A 25,156-nucleotide genomic window follows, 5' to 3' on the forward strand; every position below is an offset into this window, starting at 1 on the left:
GAAAGGGCCCGCACTGTGACCACCGCACTCGTCGACTTCAACCGTTCGGACGCCGCCTTCCCCGTCGCCGGGTATCCGCAGCTCCTCGCCGAACAGGCCGCCCGCACCCCCCGGGCCACCGCCCTCGCGCAGGGCGACCGCAGCTGGACCTACGCCGAGTTGGAGGCCGCCACCAACCGGCTGGCGCACGCCCTGATCGCCCGCGGAGCCGCCGAGGGCACCCGGATCGGCCTCTGCTACCCGCGCAGCGCCGAGTACGTCATCGGCTCCCTCGCCGTCCTCAAGACGGGCGCCGCGATCGTCGCCCTCGACCCGGTCAACCCCGACGACCGGCTCGCGGCGATGATCGCCGACGCCGCCCCGCTGCTCGTCCTCACCCCGGCCGACCTCGGCCGCCGGATACCCGAGGACGTCCCCCGGGCCGAGGTCGCCACGACCGGACAGGACCTGCCGGACACCGCGCCCGCCGTGGTGACCGGACCCGACACCGTCAGCCACCTCATCTACACCTCCGGCTCCACCGGCACCCCCAAGGCCGTCCTGGAACGGCACGGCGCACTCACCAACCTCGTGCACTGGACCACCCGCGCCTACGGGGTCCGGCCCGGCGACCGCGCCTCCTGGATGTCCACCCCCGGCTTCGCCGTCCAGATCATGGAGTGGCTCGCCTACCTGCCCGCCGGCGCGGCGATCCACATCCCCGAGGCCGGGCAGGCGCAGACCCCCGAGCAGATCCGGGACTGGCTCGTCGGCGCGGGCATCACCCACACCATGCTGGTGGCCGCCCTGGCCGAGCCCGCCTGGGGCCTGGACTGGCCCGCGGACACCGCGCTGCGGATCCTGGTGACCACCGCCGAGCGCGTCCACAGCTGGCCGCCCGTCGACACCCCGTTCCGGGTCGTGATGACCTACGGCACCACCGAGACCACCAACGTCCTGTCCTGCCTCGACCTCGGGGCCGGCGTCGACTTCACCAGCCAGGCCACCTCCGACGAGGTCCGCGCCACCCGGCAGGTCCCGGTCGGCGTGCCCATCGCCAACCTCCGCGTCCACCTCCTGGACGAGGACGGCGGCCCGGTGCCCGACGGCGAGGTCGGCCGCCTGCACGTCTCCGGCGCCGGGGTCGCGGCCGGCTACCACGGCCGCCCAGAGCTCACCGCCGCGAAGTTCCACCCCAACTTCCTCCCCGACGAACCGCACCCGGTGCTCTACGACACCGGCGACCTCGCCCGCCGCCGCGAGGACGGCGCCGTCGAACTCCTCGGCCGGTCCGACTCCCAGGTGAAGATCCGCGGCTTCCGCGTGGAGCTCGGCGAGGTCGAGACGCACATCGCCCGCCTCGACGACATCGCCGAGGCCGTCGTCGTCACCCAGGAGCGCGGACCCGGCGACAAGCGGCTCATCGCCTACGTGTCCCCGGCCGGCGCGGCCGACCCGGACTCCGCCGCCGTGCGCGCCGACGTCGCCCGCACCCTGCCCTACTACATGGTCCCCGCCACCGTCGTCGTGCTGCCCTCCCTCCCGCGCCTGCCCAACGGCAAGGTCGACCGGCGCAGCCTGCCCGAGCCCCCGGAGGGCCGCGACGCGGTCGGCACCGGCTACGAGGCCCCCCGCAACGAGGTCGAGGACGGGCTCAGCCGGCTGTGGGCCGAGGCGTTCCGCACCGACGGCGTCGGCATCCACGACAACTTCTTCGAGCTGGGCGGGCATTCGCTGCTCGCCTTCCAGCTGATCGACGAGATCCGCCGCCGTTACGGCGTCGAGCTCAGCCTCTCCGACCTCTCCACCTGCCCCACCGTCGCCGAGCTCGCCACCCTCGTCACCACCGAACGCACGGGCGGCCGCGGCTCGTTCGGCGGACTACCGGCGATCGTCCCGGACCCCGCCGCGCGCTTCGCGCCCTTCCCGCTCACCGAGAGCCAGCAGGCGCTGTGGATCGGCCGCGGCGGGCTCGTGGAACTGGGCAACGTCGGCTGCCACGGCTACTTCGAGTGGGAGAGCGAGCAGCTCGACGTACCGCGCTTCGAGGGCGCCTGGCGCCGGCTCGTCGAACGCCACGACGCGCTGCGCACCCGGGTCCTGCCCGACGGTACCCAGCAGGTCTTCGAGGAGGTCCCGGCCTACGAGATCCCCGTCACCGACCTCGGCGGACTCGACGAGGAGTCCCGGCAGGCCGAGCTGGCCGCGCTGCGCGAGCGGCTGTCCCACCAGGTGCTCGACGGCGACTCCTGGCCGCTGTTCGACGTACGGATCAGCCTGCTCGGCGGCGGCCGGGCCCGGATCCACCTCTGCCTGGACTTCCTCGTCGCCGACGCCTGGAGCTACTTCCAGGTCCTCATCCCGGACCTCGTCACCTACTACGTGGAGCCCGGTGCGGAACTCGCCCCGCTGGAGCTGACCTTCCGCGACTACGTCCTCGCCGTCGGGAACTCGCTGCGCGACAGCGAGCTCTACCGCCGCTCCGAGTGGTACTGGCGCGACCGCCTCGCCACCCTCCCGCCCGCCCCCGAACTGCCCGCGCGGCCGGCCGACGCCCCCGAGCTGCCGGTCCGCTTCGAGCGCCGCAGCCACGTCGTCGCCCCGGAGCGTTGGAGCCGGATCCAGGAGCGCGCGCACGCCCGCGAGGTCACCCCCTCCGGGGTGCTGGCCGCCGCCTACGCCGAGATCCTCGGCCGGGCCGCCGGACAGGCCCGGTTCACCATCAACTTCCCGCTGTTCAACCGCCTTCCGCTGCACCCGCAGGTCAACTCGCTGCTCGCGGACACCACGACCACCCTGCTGCTGGCCGTCGAGCAGACGGAGTCCACCTTCGCCGGACGGGCCCGAGCCGTCCAGCGCCGGCTCTGGGCCGACCTGGAGCACCGCTACTTCAGCGGGGTGCAGGTGCTGCGCGAGCTGACCAAACTGCGCGGCTCCCTCGCCCCGGCCATGCCCGTGGTGATGACCAGCCTGGCCGGCCACCCGCCGCAGTACGAGGAGACCGAGCTGGGCGCCCCGGTCTACGGCATCTCCCAGACCCCGCAGGTCTCCCTCGACTTCCAGGTCTTCGAGAAGCCCGACGGCCTCACCTTCAACTGGGACTTCCTGCCCGCCGTCTACCCGGACGGACTGATCGACTCGATGTTCGGGGAGTTCACCGCCCTGCTGGACGCCCTCGCCGAGGACGAGGTCTGGGAGCGCCACTCCCCGCCGCCCGGCGAAGGGAGCGCCGACCCCGGCAGGACCGAGGAGCGCGACACCGGCGACGCCTGGGAGCGGTACTGGGCCGGGATCCGGCGCACCGGCCGCGGCGGCGACGTCATCTGGGACGCCGACAGCGGCGAGGAGTTCCGCTGGCTGCTGGACCAGGCGCGGCGGCACTTCCACAGCGGCCTGCCGGTCATCGACCTGGGCTGCGGCAACGGCCGCTACAGCCGTGAACTCGCCCCGCACTACCCTTCGGTCATCGGCGTCGACGTCTCGGTCAGCGCCATCGACCACGCCAAGCGCGAGGCCGAGGGCGTGCCGAACGTCGACTACCTGGCGATCGACATGACCGACGCCGAGCAGGCCGCCGTCCTGGGGGAGGGGCCGTACAACATCTTCGTCCGCGGCGTCTTCCACGTCCTGGACAGCGAGGCCCGGGCCCGGCTCGCCGCGGTCGCCGACCGGCTGCTGGGCGACGAGGGCACGCTGATCGTGCACGAGCCCGACTACTCCAGCAACTCCTTCGGCTACCTCGGCTTCGTCGGCGGCAAGCGGGGCCGCGCCGAGGACCTGGTCGGCCCGCTGGAGGCGGCCGGTGTCCGGCACTCGCACCGCTTCACCCGGCCCGAACTGGCCGAGGCGTTCGGCGCCGAGGGGTGGGAGGTCGTCGAGGACGAGGCGATGGAACTGCACGCGATCGACCCCAGGTCGGATTCCGACGCCCTGCGGCTGCCCGGCTACTACGCGGTGCTGCGCCGCAGGCGCTGACGGCCGCCGCACGCTCCGGTCCGGCTCTGCGCCGGGCGGCTCCTTTGCCGCCCGGCGCAGGGCCTCGGCGTCGTTCGGAGCAGGAGCGGCCGCACCCGCAACGAGAAGACGCGGCCACGGCCGCTCGGCTGAAAGACTGGACAACGTGGAACGACGTACGACCGACCGGCTGCTCAGGGCGCGCGCACAGGCGATCGGGGGCGAGGTCCGGGAGGAAACGGTGGCCGCCGTCCTCGACCGGGTGTTGGCCGTGCAGGCGCAGGACCTGCCCGCGGCGGAGCTCGGACTCCGGGTGCGGGCCCGCGGGCTGACCCGGGAGGCGGTGCGCCGCGCCACCGACACCGAACGCAGCGCCGTCCGCGGCTGGTTCATGCGCGGCACCCTCCAGCTGGTGCCGGCCGCCGACGCGCGATGGCTGCTGGCCCTCTTCGGCCCGGTCTACCTCGCGCTCGCTGCCCGGCGGCTGCGCGAACTGGGCCTCGACGAGTCGCTGTGCACGCGCTCGGAACGCCTCATCACCGAAGCGATCGACGGCGAGGGGCCGTTGACCCGGGCCCAGCTCACCGACCGGCTCACCACCCTCGGGGTGGAGCCGAAGGGGCAGTCCGCCTTCCACCTGATCCGCCGGGCCGCCCTGTCCGGCCGGATCTGCCACGGACCGCAGCAGGGCGGCGAGGCCACCTTCGTCCTCCTCGACGACTGGCTGCCCGCGACCGGCCCCCTGCCCTTCACCGGGGCCGCCGCCGAACGCGAACTCGCGCGCCGCTACCGTGCGGCGTACGGACCCTCCGACGCCCTGGACTTCGTCCATTGGTCGGGACTCAAGGCCACCACGGGCAAGAGCGCGTGGGCCGCCGTACGGGAGACCTGGTCCGAGCCGGTGCCCGCCCCGGACGGGCCCGACGTGCGCCTGCTGCCGGCCTACGACAACTACCTGGTCGGCTACCGCAGCCGGGACCTGTCCGTGCCCGCCGCGCACGAACGCCGGGTGTGGCCCGGCGGCGGGCAGATCCGCGCCACCGTACTGGTCGACGGCCTGGCCGTCGGCACCTGGTCGGGCGGCCGCCGCGGGGTGCCGGTGACGGTCGAACCCTTCCCCGGGGCCGAGCCCCACACCCGCGCCGTGGCGGCCGGGATCGCCCGCGAGAGCGCCGACGTCGCACGGTTCTCCAGCTGAGCTCATCGCATGTCTACAAGCGGTCTATAGTCCCGGAATTCATAACCGGGGTCTAACTCGGGGTCCATAGCGTCAGTGCCGTCCGACAATTCCGTACCCAATCAGAAAAGGGCGTCGACATGGCACTCGGTCGGCATTCCGATTTCAATCGCCTGTGGTTCGGGCAGACCGTCAGCAACTTCGGCGACAAGATCTCCCTCCTGGCGCTACCGACCCTCGCGGTCGTGGTGCTGGGCGGTGGAGCCTTGGAGGTCGGCGTGCTCGGCGCGCTGCGCTTCCTCCCCTTCCTGCTGCTCGCCCCGATCGCCGGGCTGGTGGCCGACCGGGTGTCGAGGCGCACCGTCATGATCGTCGCCGACCTGGGCCGCTTCCTGGCCCTGGCCACGATTCCGCTGGCGTTCGCGCTCGACTCCGTCAGCATGACCCACCTCTTCGTCGTGGCCGCCATCACCGGCTGCCTCACGACCTTCTTCGAGGTCTCGTACCAGTCCTGGCTGCCCCAGCTCATCGGCACCGAGAACCTCATCGAAGGCAATACCAAGCTCCAGATCAGCCGCAGCGTCGCCGAGGCGGTCGGCGCGGGTGCCGGTGGCGCACTCATCCAGCTGCTCGGCGCCGCACGCGCCGTCACCGCCGACGCGTTCACCTTCCTCATCTCGCTCATCGCCCTGCTGGTCATCCGCCACCGGGACGTGCGCGAGCGGACCGAGGAGCGCAAGGCCTCCGCGAAGGCGGAGATGAAGGAGGGCATGAAGACGCTCTTCGGCAACCCGGTCCTGCGCGGCCTGTTCACCGCCAACGTCGTGGTCAACCTCGGTGCCGCGATGGGCGACGCCGTCCTGATCGTCTACGCGTACAAGGAGCTGAACCTCAGCCCCGGCCAGGTCGGCGCGGCCTTCGCCGTCATGTCGGTCTTCGTCATCGTGGGCGCGGTGCTCTCCGAGGTCGTCTCCAAGAGCCTCTCGGTGGGACGCCTGCTCGTCATCACCGCGGTCGTGCTCGGCGCCGGCTACATCCTGGTGCCGACGGGCGGCGCGGTCGGCGGCTTCGTCGGACTGATCGTGGTCCAGGCCGTCATCGGCTTCGTCTCCCCGATGTTCGACATCCACGTCCTCAGCCTCGTGCAGGGCGTCACCCCGAACGAGCAGATGGGCCGTGTCAGCGGCACCGCGCTCTCCGCGGTGTACGGAGCCCTGTCCCTGGGCTACTTCGCCGGCGGCGCGCTCGGCGAAGCGATCGGCCTGACCGGCGGTCTCGCGGTGGCCGGCGCCATCACCATCATCGGCGGCCTGACCCTGCTCACCGGACCGGTCGCCAAGATCAAGGAAATGCCCGGCGGCGACGACACCGCCGAGGAGGGATCTCCGGCCGCGGACGAGACCAGGATCACCGCCTGATCGGCACCCGCCAGGGACGTGGAGTGGGTGCCGGCCCAGCGGCACCCACTCCACACTGCGCCCCGCACCCACCCGCAGATCCGTACGCCCGCACCACCGCACCCACCCGCACCACCGCACCCACCCGCACCACCGCACCCACCCGCACGTCCGCACCCGGCGCCGCGACCCGCGGCGCCCCCCTCGCCGTATCCCTCTCCCGACTCCCGAAGACGCACGGAGGCTCAAGGTGAGCGAGTCCCTCGCCGAACGCATAGCCGCACTGCCGAAGTCCCGCAGGGCACTGTTCCAGGCCCTGACGGGCCGCACCGGCGGGCGCGCCGCCGTACGGGAGGACCCTGAGCCGGCACCCCGCGACCCCGCAGACCCGCCGGTGCTCTCCTTCGCCCAGCGCCGCCTCTGGTTCATCGACCAGCTCCAGCCCGGCAGCCCCGCCTACAACGTGCCGGTCGCCACCCGCATCCGCGGCCCGCTCGACGTACCCGCCCTGCACGCGGCGCTCCAGGACATCGTGGACCGCCACGAGGTGCTGCGGACCGTCTACACCTACCAGGAGGGCGCCACCGAGGCCCTGCCCCGCGTGGTGGACGGCTACCGGCTGCCCCTGCCGCTGACCGAACTGCCCGACGAGGAGGCGGCCCGGCCCTTCTACGACGCCGACGCGGGCGCCCCCTTCGACCTGGCCGGCGCCGTCCCGCTGCGGGCCCGGCTCGGCAGGATCGGCCCCGAGGACCACGTCCTGGTCCTCAACCTGCACCACATCGTCACCGACGGCTGGTCCATGCGGGTCCTCTACACCGAACTGGAGCGCGCCTACGCCTCCCGCACCGGGGCGCCCGCCGGGGCCGCGGCCCCGCTCGCCCTCCAGTACGCCGACTTCGCGACCTGGCAGCGCCGCCGCATCAGCGGGGACCGGCTGGAGGGCCTGACCTCCTTCTGGCGCGAGGAGCTGGGCGGCGCCACCCCCGTGGACCTGCCCACCGACCGGCCCAGACCGCCCGTCTTCGGCCACGCGGGCGCCTCCCGCTACATCGACCTCCCGCCCCGGCTCATCGCCCGGCTGCGGGAGTTCGGCAAGTCCGAGGGCGCCACCCTCTACATGACGATGCTGGCCGGCTTCGCCGCCACCCTGCGCCGCTGGACCGGCCAGGAGGACATCGTCGTCGGCACCTCCGTCTCCGGCCGCGACCACCCGGCCTTCAGCGAGCTCATCGGCTTCTTCGTCAACACCCTGCCGCTGCGCATCAGAACCGGTGGCGACCCCGGCTTCGCCGAACTGGTCCGGGCCACCCGTCACACCACCCTCCAGGCGTACGCGCACCAGGAACTGCCCTTCGACCTGATCGTCGACGCCCTCGGGCTGCCCCGCGACCCCAGCCGGCCGCCGCTCACCTCCGTGATGTTCCTCCTCGACGAGACCCCGGACACCGCCCCGGGCCTCGCGGGCCTCGCCACCGAGCCCATCGACTTCTCCTCGCACGCCACCAAGTACGACCTCATGATCAGCGTCCACGACACCGGCACCGCAGTCCGCGCCCTCGTGGAGTACCCCACCGCCCTGTTCGACGCCGCGACCGTGGACCGGCTGCTGGGGCACTTCCTCACCACCCTAGAAGGGGCCGTCGACCGCCCCGAAGCCCCGCTCTCCGCCCTGCCGCTGCTCACCGACGCCGAGCGCCGGGCAGCCCTGGACGACTGGAACGCCACCCGCGCCCCCTTCCCCCAGGACGCCTGCCTGCACGAGCTGTTCGAGCAGCACGCCGACCGGCGGCCCGACGCGCCCGCCGTGATCCTGGGCGGACTCGGCGGCTGGAACATCACCTACCGGGAGCTGGAGGAGCGCGCCAACCGGCTCGCGCACCGGCTCGTCGAAGCCGGCGCGGGCCCCGACCGGACCGTGGCCCTGTGCCTGCGCCGCGGCCCCGCACTGGTCACCGCGATCCTCGCCGTCCTCAAGGCCGGCGGGGCCTACGTCCCCCTCGACCCGGACTATCCGGCCGAGCGCCTGGCCCTGCTGCTGCGGGATTCCGCGCCGCCCATCGTCGTGTCCGACGCGGAGCTGATCGGCCGGCTGCCCGTCCCCGCCGGCACCGCGCAGGTCCTGCTCGACACCGACCGGGCCGCACTCGCCGAGCTGCCCGCGACCCGCCCGGCCGTCCCCGTCACCTCCCGGGACCTGGCCTACGTCATCTTCACCTCGGGCTCCACCGGCACCCCCAAGGGCATCGCCCTCGAGCACCGCGGCGTCGTCAACAACATCCTCGACCTCAACCGCTCGTACGGCATCGGGCCCGGCGACTCCGTCCTCGCCCTGTCCTCGCCCAGTTTCGACATGAGCGTCTACGAGACCCTCGGCATCCTGGCCGCGGGCGGCACGCTCGTGCTGCCCGACCCGGCCGCCGCCAAGGACCCGGCGCACTGGGCCGACCTCGTCGAGCGGCACGGCGTCACCGTCTGGAACTCCGCCCCCGCCCTCCTCGGCCTCCTGGCCGACCAGCTCGAGCACGCCGGCGGGCCCCGACTGCCGAAGCTGCGCACCGCGTTCCTCGGTGGCGACTGGATCCCCGTCACCCAGCCCGACCGGATCCGCGCCTTCGCGCCCGGGCTGTCCTTCGTAGCCCTCGGCGGGGCGACCGAGGCCTCCATCCACTCGGTGGAGTTCCCCGTCGGCCGGGTCGATCCGCAGTGGACGAAGCTCCCGTACGGGCGGCCCATGGCCAACCAGCGCACCTACGTCCTCGACCCGAAGGACCGCCTCGTCCCCGTCGGGGTCCCCGGCGAACTCCACCTGGGCGGCGTCGGACTGGCCCGCGGCTACCTGAACCGGCCCGAGCTCACCGAGGAGAAGTTCGTCCACGTCGAGCTGGCACCCGGCCGCACCGAACGCCTCTACCGCACCGGTGACCTGGCCCGCTACGGCGCCGACGGCACCATCGAACTCCTCGGCCGCACCGACTTCCGGATCAAGCTCAACGGGCTCCGCATCGAGCCCGGCGAGGTCGAGAGCGCACTGCGCGAGCGCCCCGGCGTCCGCGAGGCCGTCGTCGCCGCGCGCCGCACCGCCGGCTCCGACCGGCTCGTCGGCTACGTGGTCCCCGAGGAGGGCGCGGGCCTCGACACCGCCGCCCTACGGACCGCGCTCGGCACGGTCCTGCCCCCGCACTGCGTCCCCGCCGAACTGGTGCTGCTGGAACGGCTGCCGCTGAGCCCCAACGGCAAGGTGGACCGGGGCGCCCTGCCCGACGCGCGCCCCGCCGCACCCGCACCCGAGCGGTCCGCCACCGCGCCCGCAGACGCGGACCCGGTCGCCCTGCGGATCGCCGCCGTCTGGGCCGAGGTGCTCGGGCTCCCGGACGTCGCGCCCGACGACGACTTCTTCGCCCTCGGCGGGGACTCATTCGCCGCCGTGCGCGCGGTCCGCGCCGTGGCCACCGCCCTGCCGGACGGCGGAGCCGCCGCCCTGCGCGTCGTCGACCTCTTCAGCAACCCGACCCCGGCCGGGCTCGCCGCCCGCAGCGCCGAACTCGGCGCATCCGGAACGGGGGCACACGGCCTGCTGCACCGGCTCACCCCCGAACGCCCCGCCGGCACCACCGCGCTGACCCTCGTCTGCTTCCCGCACGGCGGCGGCGACGCCATCGCCTACCAGCCCCTCGCGGCCCAGCTCCCGCCGCACATCGAGCTCCTGGCCGTCTCCCCGCCCGGACACGATCCGCTGCGCCCCGGACCGATGCTGGCGGTCCCCGAGTTCGCGGAGATCGCCGCACAGGAGATCGCCCGCACCGTGCGGGGACCGTACGCGGTCTACGGCCACTGCGCCGGGGTCGTCACCGCGCTGGAGACCACCCACGTACTGGAACGCATGGGGCAGCGCCCGATCGCCCTGGACCTCGCCGCGGCCCTCCCCGAGGAGGACCCCGAGTACGCCCTGGAGATGGAACGCGTCTCCGGCGACGACGACCTCGTCGCGTACCTGACCACCATGGACGGCTTCGACGGCGTCCTCGACGACAGCGACCTCACCGCGGTCCTGCGGATGGTCCGCCACGACATGACCGAGGCCGCCCGCTTCTTCGCCCGCACCCCGGGCGGCTACGACCGGCCCCTCGCCACCCCGCTCACCTGCATCATCGGCGACGCCGACGACGCGACCGAGGGCTACGAGAACGGCTACCGCGCCTGGGGCCGGTACGCGGCCGACGTACGCCTCGCCGTGATCCCCGGGGGCCGCCACTACTTCGCCAAGCACCTGCCCGACCGGCTCGCCGCTCTCCTCGTCGACCTGCACCGCAACGGAGGAACCCATGTCTGATCTCGCCGAACGGCTCGGCCGTCTGCCCCAGGGGCAGCGCTCCCGGCTGCTGGGACGGATGCGCAACCAGATGACCGCCGGCGTGGGCCGCCGCATTGAACTGAAGCGCGCCGACCACGGAGCGCGCTCCCGCTCCTCCTTCCAGCAGGAGCAGATGTGGTTCGTCGACAAGCTCGGCGCCGGCAAGGCCCGCAACAACATAGCCCTGGCCATAGGCCTGGGCGGCCCCCTCGACCGGGCCGCCCTGCACGAGGCGCTCAACGCCGTCGTCGCCCGCCACCAGGTGCTGCACAGCAAACTCGTCGAGATCGACGGAGTCCCCTGGCAGGAGCCCGTCCCCTCCTTCGTGCTCGGCGTCCAGAGCACCGACCTGTCCGGCAGCGAGGACGCGGACCGCGAACTCGCCGAGCTCACCGCGAGCTGCGCCGCCGCCCCCTTCGACCTCGCCGCCGGCCCGCCCGTCCGCGCCCACCTCGTGCGGCTCGCCCCGGAGCGCCACGTCCTGCTCTGGGTCGTCCACCACATCGCCTGGGACCCGGGCTCGACCCGGATCTTCACCGAGGAACTGACCGCCAGCTACGCGGCGGCCGCCGCGGGCAAGCGTCCCGAGGCCCCCCGGCTCGCCGTCGAGTACGCCGACTTCGCGGCTTGGCAACGGGCCAAGCTGGAGAACGACGAGCACGGCCGGGCGCTCGCGACCAAGTGGCGCCAGCTCCTGGCCGGCGCCGTCGCCACCGAGGTCCTGCCCGACCACCCGCGCGGCCCCGAGACCCGCGGCGACGGCCGCGGTCTGAAGCTGACCCTGGACCAGAAGCTGCTGGACCGCCTCACCGAGCTCGCCGACGCGGGCAGCACCACCGTCTTCACCACCCTGCTCGCCGCCTTCAACGCGCTGCTGCGGCACTGGACCCGCACCGAGGACGTCGTCGTCGGCACGGCCAGCGCCTCCCGACCGCACTCCGACCTGGAGCAGGTCATCGGCTGCTTCGTCCAGATGATCACCTTGCGGACCGAGGTCACCGACCAGCTCACCTTCCGCGAGCTGGTCACCCGCACCGCGTCCTCCGTCATGGACTCCTTCACCAACAGCGAGCTGCCCTTCGAGCAGGTGGTCGAGGCCGTCCGCCCGGTGCGCGATCCGCTGCGCCACCCGCTCTTCCAGATCGAGTTCACCTCGCTGGGCCGCTGGGGCACCCACCGGGCGCAGGCCGCCGACGTCGAGTTCACCATGGACCAACTCCACGACGGAGCAGCGAAGTTCGACATGAGCTTCCTCGTCGGCGAGAACGACGGTCTGGAACTCTCCCTCGAGTACAACACCTCCCTCTACCGGCACGGCACGGCCAGCGCCCTGCTCGGCGCCTTCCGCCGGGTCCTGGAGCAGGTCGCCGAGAACCCCGACCTCCAGGTGGGCGACATCAGCCTGGTCGAGGAGCCGGCCGCCTCCCGGCACGCCCGCGAGCTGTCCCGCGGCGGCCCCGTCGACGAAGCCGCCTGGACCACCACTTTGGACCGCGCGTTCCGCGAGCGGGCCACCATCCACCCCGACGCGGTCGCCGTCCGCCACGGCTCCACCCGGCTCGACTACGCCGCCCTCGACCGCTGGTCCGAGGCCATCGCCCACCGGCTGCGCGACCGCGGCGTCCGCCACGGTGACCCCGTCGCGGTGTGCGTGTCCCGCGGCCCGGCCGCCGTGGCCGGAGTCCTCGGCGTGCTCAAGGCGGGCGCCCACTACCTCCCGGTCGACCAGGCCGCCCCGGCCGAGCGGACCCGTACCGTACTGGCCGACGCGAAGGTCCGGCACGCCCTCGTCGACGAAGCCGCGCAGCTGCCCGTACCGCTGGAGCTGGTGACCACCGGAACGGCGGCCCCCGTCCGGGAGGTCCCCTCCCTCGCACCGACCGCCACCCCCGGCGACCTGGCCTACGTGCTCTACACCTCGGGCAGCAGCGGAACCCCCAAGGGGGTCATGATCGAGCACCGCTCGGTCACCCACTTCTCCCGCACCATCGCCAAGGCCTACGAGATCCGGGCCGAGGACCGGGTCCTGCAGTTCGCCCCGCTCACCTTCGACGTCTCCGTCTTCGAGGTCTTCGCCACCCTGCTGGCGGGCGGCTCGCTCGTCATCGCCACCGACGACGAGCGCCGCGACCCGGCCCTGCTCCAGACCCGGATGCGCGAGGACGCGGTCACCGTCGCGGAACTCCCGCCCGCCCTCCTGCCGCTGCTCGACCAGGCCGGCCTGCCCGACCTGCGACTGGTCTCGGTGGGCGGCGAGGCCTTCCCCGGCCGACTCGTCGCCGAATGGACCGCGGGGGAGCGGAGGTTCGTCAACGGCTACGGCCCCACCGAGGCGACCGTCGCCGTCACGCTCATGGACTGCACCGGCAGCTACGACCGCAACCCGCCGATCGGCCGCCCCATGCCCGGCCACCAGGCCTTCGTCCTCGACGAGCGGCTGCGCCCGGTCCCGCCCGGCGTACCCGGTGAACTCTGCGTCTCCGGGCCGGGCGTGGCCCGCGGCTACCTGGGCCGCCCCGACCTCACCGCCGACCGCTTCGCCGACAACCCCTACGCGGACGGCCCCGAGACGGCCCGCCTCTACCGCACCGGCGACCTGGTCCGCTGGCTGCCCGGCGGCAACCTGGACTTCCTCGGCCGCACCGACCGCCAGCTCAAGGTGCGCGGCCACCGCATCGAGCCCGGTGAGGTCGAGTCCGTGCTCACCGGGCACCCCTCCGTGCAGCAGGCCGTCGTGGTGGCCCAGCCCGCCGCGGGCGGCGAGCGCATGCTGGCCGCCTACGTCACCGTCGAACAGGTGGGCTCGTACGCCTCCGAGGTCGCCGACGCCGAAGGCCTGCGCGCCTATGCGGCCGGCCGGCTGCCCGGCTACATGGTCCCGGTCGTCGTCGTCCTGGACGAACTGCCCCTCACTCCGCACGGCAAGGTCGACACCGGGGCCCTGCCCCTGCCCACCGAGCAGTCGGGCGAGGGCGGCACCGCGCCGCGCGACGCCATCGAGGAGCAGATCTGCCGGGACATCCTCACCCCGCTGCTCGAATGGCAGAACCCGGACGTGGAGGGCGACTTCTTCGCCCTGGGCGGCAGCTCGCTCCAGGCCACCATCGTGGTCTCCCGGGTCCGCGCCCTCTTCGGCATCGACATCGCCCTCGCCGACTTCTTCGGCCGCCCGACCGTCTCGGGACTGGCCGAACTGGTCCGCGCCGCCAAGGCCGAAGCCGCCGGCGAACAGGACCGGCTGCTTGCGGTCTTCGAGCAGATCGAGAACATGAGCGACGACGAGGCCGCCGCCCTCCTCGGCTCCCTCCAGCAGCCGGACGGTTCCTGATGGCCGACCCGGCCGGGCTCGAAGGAGCGCTCGCCGCGCTCCCCGAGGCGAAGCGCGAACTCGCCCGGCTGATGCTGGCCGCCCGGCAGCCCGTACCCGCCCACCCGGCCCCGCGCTCCGGCGCGGGGCCGGTCCCGCCCACCGCGCTCCAGTCCCGGCTGTGGCGCCGCGAGCGCACGCATCCGGCCGTCGCCACCGGCTCGCACGCGCTGCGGCTGACCGGTCCGCTCGACCCGCAGCGGCTCGTGGCGGCCCTCACCGGGGTGCTGCGCCGCCACGAAGCGCTGCGCACCCGGCTCACCGTCTCCACCACCGGCCAACCGAGGCTGCACGTGGACGAGGAACCGGTGTTGCGGCTCACCCGGTCCGACCTCTCGGGCTTCACCCCGCAGGCCGCCGCCGATCGCGTGGCCCTGCAGAGCGCCGAGAGCGCCTCCACCGTCCTCGACCTGGAGAGCGGCCGCACCAGCGCGTTCCGGCTGCTGCGGCTCGCCCCCGACGAGCACGTCCTGATCCTCGCCTCCCACCTCGCGGTCTTCGACGGCTGGTCCTCCGGGGTCTTCCTCGCGGACCTGGCCGCCGGCTACCGCGCGGGCGGGGGTCCGGGCGGGTCGGCCCCGCCCGAGCTCCAGTTCCCCGACTACGCCGACTGGCAGCACCGGTGGCTCGCCGGACCCGACGGCTCCGCCGAACTCGCCCGCCGCCGGGCCGCCTTCGCCACCGACCCGCCCGCACCCCGGGCGCCCGGCGGATTCGAACGCGGCCACCTGCCCGTACGGCTCGCCCGCGGGCCGGCCCGCGCCGGGCTGGAACTGGGCGCGGCCGAGGGAGCCACCCCGTTCATGACGCTCCTCGCCGCGCTGGCCGTCGTACTGGCCCGCAGGCAGGGCCGTACCTCCGTGGTCATCGGCACCCCGGCGGCCGGCCGCTTCGCCGGACCGCTCGAAGGCGCCGTCGGACAGTTCACCACCGTGGTACCGATCCGGATCGACCTCGAGGGCGGCCCCGCCTTCCGGGAGCTGCTGCACCGCACCCGGGCCGCGGTCGCCGAGGCGCTCGCCCACCAACGCCTCCCCGTGGACGTCCTGTTCGGCGACGGGACGCCCCCGCCGTACAACGTCCTGTTCGCCCTCCACAACTACCCGTCGGTCCCCCTGGACCTGCCGGGCATCGAGGTCGGCCAGCTGCCCGGGCCGCCCGCCCGGCACCTGGAGCTCTACAGCCCGGACCCGGCCGCCGCGCTCGCCTGCATCGGCCTCGTGGAACGGGGCGGCGAGATCGGCGGCACCGCCGAGTACAACCGCCACGCGGCCACGCCCGAGGACGTGCGGGGGCTGCTCGCCGGAATCGAGGACGTGCTGGACCGGGCCGCCGCCGCGCCCGCATCCCCGCTCACCACCTAGGGAGTTGCCCGTGCTCACCACCGAGTTCTACCGCGCGCCCGCGGACTGCGGGCTCGTACGGAGCGGAGCCGACGTGCCCCGCACCGCCATGCGGGCCCTGCGCGAGGACATCCACGACATCCTGGTCTCCGCCCCCGTGGCCGAGGCCCGGCGCACCCGCGACCCCCGGCCCGTCCACCGGGCCCTCGGCGAGCGGGGCCTGCTCGCGCCCCAGTGGCCCGAGGAGTACGGCGGCCGCGGCGTCAGCCAGGTCGCGGCCGCCGTGCTGGTCGAGGAACTGGCCATGCACGACGTCCCCGACCTGCTGCACACCCTCACCGTGCAGATCGTCGGCTCCACCCTGCTGGGCGTCGCGAGCCCGGCGATGAAGGCCCGGCACCTGCCGGGCTTCGCGGCCGGCACGGCCTTCGGCTGCGTGCTGTTCAGCGAGCCCCAGGCCGGCTCCGACCTCAACATCCTCTCCACCCGCGCCGTTTCCGACGGCAAGGGCGGCTACAAGTTGTACGGCACCAAGGTCCACTCGCTCTTCGCCCGGCTCGCCGACTACGGGCTGTGCCTGGCCCGCGGCGAGGACGACGCCTTCAGCCTCTTCCTCGTCCCCCTGGACCAGCCCGGGGTCACCATCCGGCAGATCCCGGGCATGGGCGACGACGCCTTCCACGAGGTCACCCTCGACGGCGCGGCCGTGACCGCCGACGACGTGGTCGGGGAGACCGGCCAGGGCTGGGCGATCGTCGTCAAGACCCTCGCCTTCGAGCGCACCGGCCTCGACTACTACGTCAAGGCGCTGCGCTGGTACCGGGCGGCCGTGGAACGGCTGGAGGTCCACACCGACCGGCTCGAGGCCGGCCAGCACGACCAGATCGGCCTGGCCAAGCTCAACGCCCGGCTGCTGGCGGCGGGAACCCTGGTCCGCCGCGTCCTCACCCGCCTCGACCGGGGCGAACTCAACGAGGACGAGGCCGCCGCCGCCAAGTGGTACACCACCGAACTCGCCGCAGAAGTGGCCTGGTGGGCCGCCGAACTCGACGGCGACACGAGCATGACCCTCGACGACCCCGAGGTCGACGGGGTGGCACACCCACTCGATGCGGCGTTGCGCGAAGCCCCGGGGATGCGGATATCGGGCGGCACCGCCGAAATGATGCTGGAGACGCTGGCCCGGCTGCGTCTCGACTCAGGGGCGGAGGTACGGCCGTGACATCACGGGCGGTAAGCGGGAACGACACGGGCGGCCGGGGCCCGGCGGCGGCGTCCGAGCGCTGGCGGGAGCGGGAGGACGAGGACTCGCTCTTCAGGCAGCTCCGGCTCACCGTGCGCCAGGGCCTGGAGGTCGACGGGCACACCCCTGCGGGTGCCTGGGAAGCGCTGACCCAGGTCGGCGCGTGGGAGTTCGCCCTGCCCATCGGCCACGACGGCCTCGACCTCGGCCAGGCGGTCATCGCCATGGTGTGCGAGGAGGCGGGCAACGCGATGCAGCCCGTCCCGGTGACCGACACCCTCCTCGCCCTGGACCTGATCTCCGGCCTCGGCCCGCTGGCCCCCGAAGCCGCCGGCAACGTCCTGGACCAGGTGCGCACCGGAGAACTGGAACTCGCCGTGCCGGGCCGGCTGCCCGATCCGCGCGGCACCGTACCGCCCGGCATCACCTGGAAGCCGGACGCGGACACCGGCGGCATCGTCCTCACCGGAACCGGTGGCCCCTTCGCCGCCGGAGTCGGCCCGGGTGCCCTGCTGGTCCTGGCCGGCGGTCCCGACGGCCCGTGCGTGGCGCTCGTACCCCTGCCCACCGAGGGCGTCCGGGTCCGCCCGCTGCGCGACCACGGCGGGGGAGCCGTCGCCGGCGCCGTCTTCGACGAGGCACGGCTGCCCGCCGAGGCGGTGCTGCTGAGCGGCCTCGCCGCCGAACGGGCCCTCGCCCGCGTGGGGCTGCGCGCCGCCGTCCACCAGGCCTCGCTGCTGGCCGGGATCACGGCGGCCGCCCTGACCGCGGTCGTCTCCCGGATCCGCGGCCGGCAGCAGTTCGGCCAGGCCCTGGTCAAACACCAGGGGCCCCGGCTGCGCGTGGCCGGCCTCCTGGCCCGCCTCGACGCCGTGCGCTGGGCCGTGGGGGACGCGGCCCGGGACCTCGACGAGGACCGGCTCACCGCGGGGGAGGCCGCCGGACTGATCGCCCTCACCGCGGAGACCACCCTCGACGTGACCCGGGACGCGGTCCACCTGCACGGCGCCTCGGGCCTGGTCCGCGACGGCCTGGTGGCGGGCTGCTACCGGCGCGCGGCCTGGGAGGCCATGCGCTGCGGTCGTCCCGCCCACCTCTGGGACATCGCGGCGCACACGCCCTGACCGGCGCCCACGAGGGAAGGGGCCCCCGCACGGCGGGAGCCCCTTCCGCGTACCGCCCGGGCCGTCAGACCAGGTCGCGGCGCATGACCCAGCGGTGCCGCTTGTCGCTCTTGGCCTCGGTGCGGTGGACCCGGCGGAAGCCCGCCCGCTCGAACATGTCCATCGTCCCGACGTAGGCGAGGGTCGGATTCACCCGGCCGCCCTCCGGATCCACCGGATACCCCTCGACGGCGGGCGCGCCGTGGGCGCGCGCGTGCTCGACGGCCCCCTCCAGCAGACCCGAGGCGACCCCCTTGCCGCGGAAGTCCTTGCGCACGACGAAACAGGTCACCGACCACACGGGCAGATCGTCCACCGGTGTGATCGTCTTCGAGGAGGTCAGCCGGTCGAGCTGCCGGCGCGGAGCCACGTTGCACCAGCCCGCCACCTCGCCGTCCAGGAACCCGAGGACCCCGGGCGGCGGATCGGCCTTCTCCATGAGGCCGCGCAGGTGCTCGCCCCGCTCGTCCGCCGTGAGCCGCCCGTAGTCGCCGGTGGACAGCCGCCACGCCATGCACCAGCACGTGTGCGCGCTCTTCTTCGGCTGGAGCACCTGGCGGATGTCGTCCCACAGATCCGCCGTGGCGGGCCGTACTTCTAAACTCATGCTGCTACTTCGCTCTCTTCCGCTACTTACGAGCGTCCCGCGGCCGCGGTGTCCCGCGACCCGGTGACGACACCGGTCATCACGGCGGCCAGCACCCCGAGGGCCCGCCGGCACGCCTGTCGTCCTGCGTCCAGATGGGTGACCAGCCGGACCGTCTGCGGACCGGGCGCGGTCACCAGTACTCCTTCCTGCGCGGCCCGTGCGACGACCTCGTCGGCGCCGGGTACCTCGATGAGCACGATGTTGGTCTCCGGCGGGCGCACGGTGAACCCCGCGTCCCGCAGCCCCGCCGCCAGCAGCGCGGCGTTGGTGTGGTCCTCGGCGATCCGCTCCACGTGGTGGTCCAGGGCGTACAGTCCCGCAGCCGCCAGGATGCCCGACTGGCGCATGCCACCGCCCAGGCCGTGCCGCAACTTCCGGGCCCGCGGCAGCCTTTCGGCCGACAACAGGAGCACCGACCCGACGGGCGCGCCCAGCCCCTTCGACAGGCACACGGACAGCGAGTCGGCCGTCCGCCCGTACTGGCGCGCCGAAGTGCCGGTCGCGGCCATCGCGTTCCAGATCCGGGCCCCGTCCATGTGGACCGCGAGACCCGCGCCGGACGTCAGTTCCCGTACGGCGCGCAGCGTCTCCAGCGGGTGGACGGTGCCGCCGGCCCGGGTGTGCGTCTGCTCCACCTCCACCGCACGGGTGCCGAGCGTGTACGGGTTCCCCCGCCGGATGACCCCGGCCAGCAGGGCCGCGGTGAGCACCCCCCGCTCCGCCGTCACCGTGCGCGTCTGGATCCCGCCGTAGCGGGCCGGAGAGGCCTCCTCGTGCGCCAGGACGTGCGCCTCGGCGTCGCACACCAGCTCCTCGCCGGGACCGACGAGGAGCTGGAGGGCGATCTGGTTGGCCATCACCCCGGACGGGGTGAACAGGGCCCCGGAGAAGCCGAAGAGCCCGGCGAGCCGGTCCTCCAGGGCGCGGACGGTCGGGTCCTCCCCGAACAGGTCGTCGCCGACCTCGGCCGCGGCCATCACGGCCCGCATCCCGGGACCCGGCCGGGTCACCGTGTCGCTGCGCAGATCGACGGTCTCGAAACTCCCGATGGTCATGACGGTACGTCAACTCCTCGTTCGCGGGGCCGTGGGGTGAGTTCGCGGGCCGCCACCCAGTCCAGCAACGGGCGCACCAGCTGCCAGGTCTCCCGTACCAGCTCCCCGGCGCGCGCCGTGTGCAGCCCGGCGTCCGGACCGAAGCGGCGCCCGGCGTCGATCTTGCGGTGGCGCAGCAGCCCCAGCCGCGGGTGGTCCGCCGGGACCCCCCGCGGCCGGGACTTCAGCCGGTCGCCGCCCAGGGTGAACCCCTGGCCTTCCAGCCGGCCCGCGATCGCGGCCAGCTCCGCGCCGCCGTCCTCCTCCTCGACGGCGGCGCGGTACCGGGCGACCTCGGCCCCGGCGTAGGGGTACCAGCGGCCGGAGGCGTAGAGGCCGCTGCGGTCCAGGTGCACCCAGAGGCCCAGACAGGGCAGCAGGTCCAGATAGGCGCCCTGGTAGCTCTTGTACGGGGACTTGTCGTGGGACATCCGGGTGTCCCGGACCGGGCCGAGCACCCGCACCTCGCCCGATCCGGTCGACTCCTGAAAATGCGCGCCCAGTTCAGCGGCCAGCTCGTCCATCGGCGCACGTACGTCACGCTCGTACCGCTCGCGGTGGCGCAGCCGCCACGCCTCCTTGCTGTTGTCGGCCGCGAGGTCCTCGTACAGGCGCAGTGCCGAGGGCGGGAAGCCGCTGAAGGTCACGGCAGGTACCCCGGCAGGGGGTGGGCGGCGCACAGCTCGGACACCCGGGTGCGCACCCGGTCGCGCAGCACGTCCGGCAGTACGCCGCCCTGCGCGCGCAGCGCCGTGAGGACGTCGGCGACCAGGTCGGCGCACTCGGCGGCCACCGCGTGGTCCATCCCGCGCGCGGCCAGCGTGTTGGTGCCCAGCCGCAGTCCGCCCGTCACCCGGACCGGTGTGGTGTCGCCGGGGACCCGGTTGCGGTTGACGACGATCCCGCAGGACTCCAGGGCCTGCTCGGCGATGTCCCCGGTGACGCCGGTGCCGCGCAGGTCGAGCAGCACCATGTGGGTGTCCGTACCGCCCGTGACCAGCCGGAATCCCCGGTCCAGGAGCCGCTCCGCGATCGCCTGCGCGCCGTCGGCCAGCCGCTTGGCGACCTCCGCGAAGTCCGGGCTCGCCACGAAGTCCAGGGCCCGCGCCTTGGCCGCCACCGACGCCAGGTCGGGCGTGCCCTGGGTGAAGGGGAACACCGCGCGGCGCAGGGTCGCGGCCAGGGTGCCGCGCTCCGGTCCGGCCTTGCGGGCCTCCTTGCCGAGCAGGATCAGACCGCCGCGCGGGCCGTACAGCTGCTTGTAGGTGCTGGTGGTGGTCACGTGGGCGTGGTCGACGGGGCTCTGGTGGAGGCCGGCCGCGACCAGTCCCGCGATGTGCGAGATGTCGGCCAGGAGATAGGCGTTGGCCTCGTCCGCGATCTCCCGGAAGCGGGCGAAGTCGATGCTGCGGGGGTAGGCGCTCGCCCCGCAGACGATCAGCTTCGGGCGGTGCTCCAGGGCCAGTTCGCGGATCTGGTCGTAGTCGAGCAGCCCCTCCGGTGTCACCCGGTAGCCGTGGGCGCGGTAGTAGCGGCCCGTCACCGAGGCAGGGGAGCCGTGGGTGAGGTGGCCCCCGCAGTCCAGGTCCAGCCCGAGCAGGGAGTCGCCGGGGTTCAGCAGCGCCGTGATCACGGCGAGGTTGGCGGAGGAGCCGGAGTGCGGCTGCACGATCGCGTCCCGGGCCCCGAACGCCGCGCACGCCCGGTCGATCGCGAGGCGTTCGATCTCGTCGGCGACCCCGCAGCCGGCGTGGTAGCGGTTCCCGGGGAAGCCCTCGGCGGTCAGGTTTCCGAGCGCGCTGCCCTCGCAGGCCAACACGGAGGGGTCGGCGACGCTGGACGCCGCGACCATCATCAGGGTGTCGCGCTGGCGCGCCGACTCCCGGGCCAGCAGCGTGTACAGCTCGCCGTCGCGCTCTCTGAGCCGCGTCGCGGCGTGCCCGGCGAAATCGATCAGATCGGGATCGGACTCGGACCCGTGGCCGGGGCCGGGTGCCGCGGGCAGCTCCGGCTCGGTGACGGGCGCGGGCAGGGTGAGACTCATGACTGTCCCCTCTCGGAATCGTCCGTGATGACCGTGCTGAACCGGCGCGTGTCCTCAGCCGTCCACATCGGCGGTGCCCGTCTCGTCGGCCGCGTCGGCTGCGCCGGGTTCGTCCGCCTCCAGCTCGCCGAAGGCCTCGGCGGCCGCGACCGCCTCCGCGCCGTGCTGCTCGTCCGCGGCGATCTTCCCGGCCAGCTCGGAGATCAGCGGGTTCTGGAACACGGTCTTCACCGGCACCGGCACTCCCAGCAGCTCCTTGAGCAGACCGGCCAGCCGGGTACCGCTGAGGGAATCGCCGCCCAGGCTGAAGAAGTTGTCACCGGGCGCCACCCCGTCCAGGCCGAGGATGTCGGCGACCGCCGCACACAGCACGAGTTCCAGCGCGCTGCCCGACCCGTCCCCGGCGTCGCGCACGGCCGCCTCGTCGGCGGACTGCTGCCGCCCGGCGGAGGAGGCCAGTAGCAGCCGGTCGACCTTGCCGTTGCGGGTCAGCGGCAGCTCCGGCAGTACGGTGAGCGCGGCCGGCACCATGGAGCCGGGCAACTGCGCGGCGAGCCGCTCCAGCACCGGACCGGCCGCACCGGCCCCGGCCACGACGAAGGCGTGCAGCCGCCGCACCCCGTGCGCGCTGGTCGGAGCCACCACCACGGCCGCCTCGACCTCGGCGTCCTGGCGCAGCACGGCCTCGATCTCGCCGAGCTCGATCCGATGGCCCTGGATCTTCACCTGGAAGTCGTCCCGGCCCAGGATCTCGATGCTGCCGTCCGGCAGGTACCGGCCCAGGTCACCGGTCAGATAGGCGCGCTCGCCGCTCTCCGGGAGGTGCACGAAGCGGTTCGCGGTGCGCTCCGCGTCGTTCCAGTAGCCGAGTGCGAGCCCGACGTCGCTGGCGACGGCCATCTCGCCGACCACCCCGAGCGGGCGCTCGTGGGCGGCCGCATCGACGATGTAGTAGCGCTGGTTGGTGATCGGCTTGCCGTACGGGATGCTCGTCCAGGAGGGGTCGACCTCGCCGATCGGCTGGAACAACGACCAGCAGATCGTCTCGGTCGGCCCGCCCGAACCCACCACCTGGATCCGGGGGCTCTGCGCCCGCAGCCGGTCCGGCAGCGTCAGCGGGATCCAGTCGCCGGAGAGCACGGACAGCCGCAGGGACTCCAGCGGCCGGCCGCCGCCGCGCCGCTCGCGCACCTCGGCCTCGCCGACCAGCAGTTCCATCAGGACGGGTACGGAGTTCCACAGGGTGACCTGCTCGGCCTGGACCAGATCGGCCCAGACGTCGGGCTCGGCGTGCTCGAACGGCGGCGGCAGCACCACGGTCCCGCCCTGCGTCAGCACCCCGAACACGTCGTAGATCGAGGCGTCGAAGTGCAGTCCGGAGATGGCCAGCAGCCGGTCCCGCGCACCGACCTCGAAGCGTGTCGCGACGTCGCGGATCAGGTTGACCACGCCGATGTGGTCGACCATCACGCCCTTGGGCTCACCGGTCGAGCCCGACGTGAAGATCGTGTACGCGAGGTCCGCCGGGGTCTGCGCGGTGTCGGGCCGGGTGTCGGTCCCGGACTCGAAGTCCTGGTCCACCCGGTAGCGGCGGGCCGTGGGGGGCCAGCTGATCCGGGAGTCCAGCCAGGACTGGGTGAGGATCCGGTCGACCTTGGCCTCGGCGAGCAGGCGGCGCAGCCGCTCCGGCGGCACGGAGGGGTCCAGCGGCAGATAGGCGGCGCCGGAGGCGAGGATCCCGTACACCGCGGCGTACTGCTCCCAGCCCTTCTCCATCACCACGGCGACCAGCTCGCCCGGAGCCGCCCCGTGCTCGCGCAGCGTGTGCCCGATCCGCCAGGCGTACGAGGCCAGCTCCCCGTAGCTCAGCCGCCGACCGGCGTCCACCACGGCCTCGGCGCCGGGCGTGCGCTCCACCTGCTGGGCGAACAGCTCGTGCAAGGTGGTGTACGGGATCTGCCCGGCGGTGTCGTTGACCTGGCGGCGCAGCGTCCGCTCGGCCGCCGGGATCAGGTCGAAGCGCCGGGCGTGCAGGGCCTCCGGGTCCCGCGTGAGCCGCTCCAGGAGGTCCACGTACACGCCGAAGGCGGCGTCGACGAAGCCGGGCGCGAACGCACCGTCGACGAAGTCCCAGATGACGCGCAGCTCACCGGCCAGTTCGCGCAGCTGTACGTCGAGCGAGACCTGCGGGGTCTGCGAGATCGAGTACACCTCCCGGCCCAGGTCCGTGACGGGCCGGCGCACCGAGTAGTCGAGCAGGCTGGTCACGACCACCGGCATGCCGGCCTGCGCGCCCACCCCGTGCAGCCGGGTCAGCTCGCGCAGCACGCGCACGCCGTTGAAGGCGCCGTGCTCCGCGTCGCGGGCGAGCTGGTCGCGCAGGGCGTGCGCCCGGTCCAGGAAGGTCGCGCCCGAACCGTCGGCGGCGAGCATCACGGCGTTGGTGAAGTCACCGAGGACGCCGGTGATGTCCGGGTGCACCGCCGGGCGCTGGAAGATCGGGTAGTTGATGGTGAAGTCGGACTCCTCCGCCCAGCACCGGACCACTTCGGCGAAGGCGGCGGTCAGCAGGACCGACGGCGTCAGCCCCGCCTCGCGCGCCCGGGCCGAGAAGCGCTGCCAGTCCTCGGGGGAGAGGCGGTGCTCGCGCCGGTCGAAACGCACCTCGCGCCCGCCGGCGGCGGACCCGCCCGTGGGCAGCGAGGGAGCCGGCGGCAGCGTGGGCACCCGCTCCAGCCAGTAGTCGCGGGCGGCGCGGAAGGCCTCGGTGTGCGGCAGGGCGTCGGCGCGCCAGCGGGCGTACTCGGCGAAGCCGATGCCGGGCTCCGGGAGTTCGGCGTCCGGGTCCTCGTACAGGTCGACCAGCTCGGGGAAGAGCACCTGGAAGGCGCTGGAGGCGTCCAGTACCTGGAGGTCGATCCCGAGGTGGACCCGGCTCAGGTTCCCCGGGCCGCCCAGCCGGATGATCCGCAGGTCGAACAACGGCCAGCTGCCCACGGGGAAGACCACGTGGCTCATCTCGTCCCGCAGCGCGGCGAGCCGATCCCGCGAGGCGTCGGCGGACAGCCCGCTCAGGTCCACGACCGGTATCTCGAAGGGCAGCGGGTCGGCCGGCACCCACTGGGTACCGTCCGTGCGGCCGATCGCGCGGAGCATGTCGTGACGGGCGACCACCTTGCGCCAGGCGGCGGCGAAACGCTCGGGATCGAGGTCCGCGCGCTCCCATTCGAAGTATCCGTAGCAGCCGATACCGCCCAGCTCGACTGCTTCACCTCGCCCGATCATCAGTGCCTGCTGCGTCTCGGTCATCGGGAAGGACGCGGCACTGTCCGCGCGAGCGGGCAGGAGCTCGGTCATGGTCCAACTCCATTCGGTGATACGGGCCGTTGGCT

The 25,156-nt window shown here is 73.7% G+C and carries 13 protein-coding genes; 8 read left to right on the forward strand and 5 right to left on the reverse strand.

Features of this window, described 5'->3' with window-relative positions; all coding sequences use genetic code 11:
* Positions 1-15: 15 nt before the first annotated feature.
* The 8 genes from OG386_RS37135 (at position 16) to OG386_RS37170 (ending at position 17,938) form a co-directional block, all read left to right on the forward strand.
* Positions 16-3,954, forward strand: a complete 3,939-nt coding sequence (locus tag OG386_RS37135; RefSeq protein ID WP_328791745.1) for an amino acid adenylation domain-containing protein — start codon at positions 16-18, stop codon at positions 3,952-3,954.
* Positions 3,955-4,099: 145 nt separating this feature from the next.
* Positions 4,100-5,131 carry a winged helix DNA-binding domain-containing protein gene (locus OG386_RS37140; RefSeq protein ID WP_328791746.1) on the forward strand — a complete coding sequence of 344 codons (1,032 nt, stop codon included), beginning with the start codon at positions 4,100-4,102 and terminating at the stop codon, positions 5,129-5,131.
* A gap of 119 nt (positions 5,132-5,250) precedes the next feature.
* Positions 5,251-6,528 (forward strand): MFS transporter, encoded by a 1,278-nt coding sequence (locus tag OG386_RS37145; RefSeq protein ID WP_328791747.1) that lies wholly within the window; start codon positions 5,251-5,253, stop codon positions 6,526-6,528.
* 229 nt (positions 6,529-6,757) lie between these two features.
* Positions 6,758-10,840, forward strand: a complete 4,083-nt coding sequence (locus tag OG386_RS37150; RefSeq protein WP_328791748.1) for a non-ribosomal peptide synthetase — start codon at positions 6,758-6,760, stop codon at positions 10,838-10,840.
* Positions 10,833-14,189, forward strand: coding sequence for a non-ribosomal peptide synthetase (locus OG386_RS37155; RefSeq protein WP_328791749.1), 3,357 nt, complete (start codon positions 10,833-10,835; stop codon positions 14,187-14,189). Before OG386_RS37150 ends, OG386_RS37155 begins: the two co-directional genes overlap by 8 nt.
* The gene (locus tag OG386_RS37160; RefSeq protein WP_328791750.1) at positions 14,189-15,592 is read left to right on the forward strand and encodes a condensation domain-containing protein; all 1,404 of its coding nucleotides are present in this window, start codon (positions 14,189-14,191) and stop codon (positions 15,590-15,592) included. Before OG386_RS37155 ends, OG386_RS37160 begins: the two co-directional genes overlap by 1 nt.
* A 10-nt stretch (positions 15,593-15,602) precedes the next feature.
* The gene (locus tag OG386_RS37165; RefSeq protein ID WP_328791751.1) at positions 15,603-16,793 is read left to right on the forward strand and encodes an acyl-CoA dehydrogenase family protein; all 1,191 of its coding nucleotides are present in this window, start codon (positions 15,603-15,605) and stop codon (positions 16,791-16,793) included.
* Positions 16,790-17,938: an acyl-CoA dehydrogenase family protein gene (locus tag OG386_RS37170; protein WP_328791752.1), complete on the forward strand. Its 1,149-nt coding sequence runs from the start codon at positions 16,790-16,792 to the stop codon at positions 17,936-17,938. Before OG386_RS37165 ends, OG386_RS37170 begins: the two co-directional genes overlap by 4 nt.
* A gap of 64 nt (positions 17,939-18,002) precedes the next feature.
* On the opposite strand, the gene OG386_RS37175 is transcribed toward OG386_RS37170, so the two are convergent.
* Genes OG386_RS37175 through OG386_RS37195 form a run of 5 tightly spaced genes read right to left on the reverse strand, consistent with a single transcriptional unit; the run spans position 18,003 to position 25,121 of the window.
* Positions 18,003-18,584: a GNAT family N-acetyltransferase gene (locus OG386_RS37175; protein WP_030713495.1), complete on the reverse strand. Its 582-nt coding sequence runs from the start codon at positions 18,582-18,584 to the stop codon at positions 18,003-18,005.
* A gap of 26 nt (positions 18,585-18,610) precedes the next feature.
* Complete coding sequence (locus OG386_RS37180) at positions 18,611-19,681, reverse strand: threonine aldolase family protein (protein ID WP_328791753.1); 1,071 nt, start codon at positions 19,679-19,681, stop codon at positions 18,611-18,613.
* Positions 19,678-20,367, reverse strand: a complete 690-nt coding sequence (locus tag OG386_RS37185) for a DUF2461 domain-containing protein (RefSeq protein ID WP_328791754.1) — start codon at positions 20,365-20,367, stop codon at positions 19,678-19,680. The genes OG386_RS37180 and OG386_RS37185 overlap by 4 nt, the downstream gene beginning before the upstream one ends.
* Positions 20,364-21,764, reverse strand: coding sequence for a serine hydroxymethyltransferase (gene glyA, locus OG386_RS37190; protein ID WP_328791755.1), 1,401 nt, complete (start codon positions 21,762-21,764; stop codon positions 20,364-20,366). Before glyA ends, OG386_RS37185 begins: the two co-directional genes overlap by 4 nt.
* A 54-nt stretch (positions 21,765-21,818) precedes the next feature.
* The gene (locus OG386_RS37195; RefSeq protein ID WP_328791756.1) at positions 21,819-25,121 is read right to left on the reverse strand and encodes a non-ribosomal peptide synthetase; all 3,303 of its coding nucleotides are present in this window, start codon (positions 25,119-25,121) and stop codon (positions 21,819-21,821) included.
* Positions 25,122-25,156 lie beyond the last annotated feature (35 nt).

Source organism: Streptomyces sp. NBC_00273, assembly GCF_036178145.1.
In the GTDB taxonomy this organism is placed as follows: domain Bacteria; phylum Actinomycetota; class Actinomycetes; order Streptomycetales; family Streptomycetaceae; genus Streptomyces.

Excerpts from the sequence above, each read along its gene's own strand:
- OG386_RS37145 (WP_328791747.1), top strand. The coding sequence starts at position 5,251 with ATGGCACTCGGTCGGCATTCCGATTTCAATCGCCTGTGGTTCGGGCAG.
- OG386_RS37155 (WP_328791749.1), top strand. The coding sequence starts at position 10,833 with ATGTCTGATCTCGCCGAACGGCTCGGCCGTCTGCCCCAGGGGCAGCGC.
- OG386_RS37160 (WP_328791750.1), top strand. The coding sequence starts at position 14,189 with ATGGCCGACCCGGCCGGGCTCGAAGGAGCGCTCGCCGCGCTCCCCGAG.
- OG386_RS37175 (WP_030713495.1), bottom strand. The coding sequence starts at position 18,584 with ATGAGTTTAGAAGTACGGCCCGCCACGGCGGATCTGTGGGACGACATC.
- OG386_RS37180 (WP_328791753.1), bottom strand. The coding sequence starts at position 19,681 with ATGACCATCGGGAGTTTCGAGACCGTCGATCTGCGCAGCGACACGGTG.
- glyA (WP_328791755.1), bottom strand. The coding sequence starts at position 21,764 with ATGAGTCTCACCCTGCCCGCGCCCGTCACCGAGCCGGAGCTGCCCGCG.
- OG386_RS37195 (WP_328791756.1), bottom strand. The coding sequence starts at position 25,121 with ATGACCGAGCTCCTGCCCGCTCGCGCGGACAGTGCCGCGTCCTTCCCG.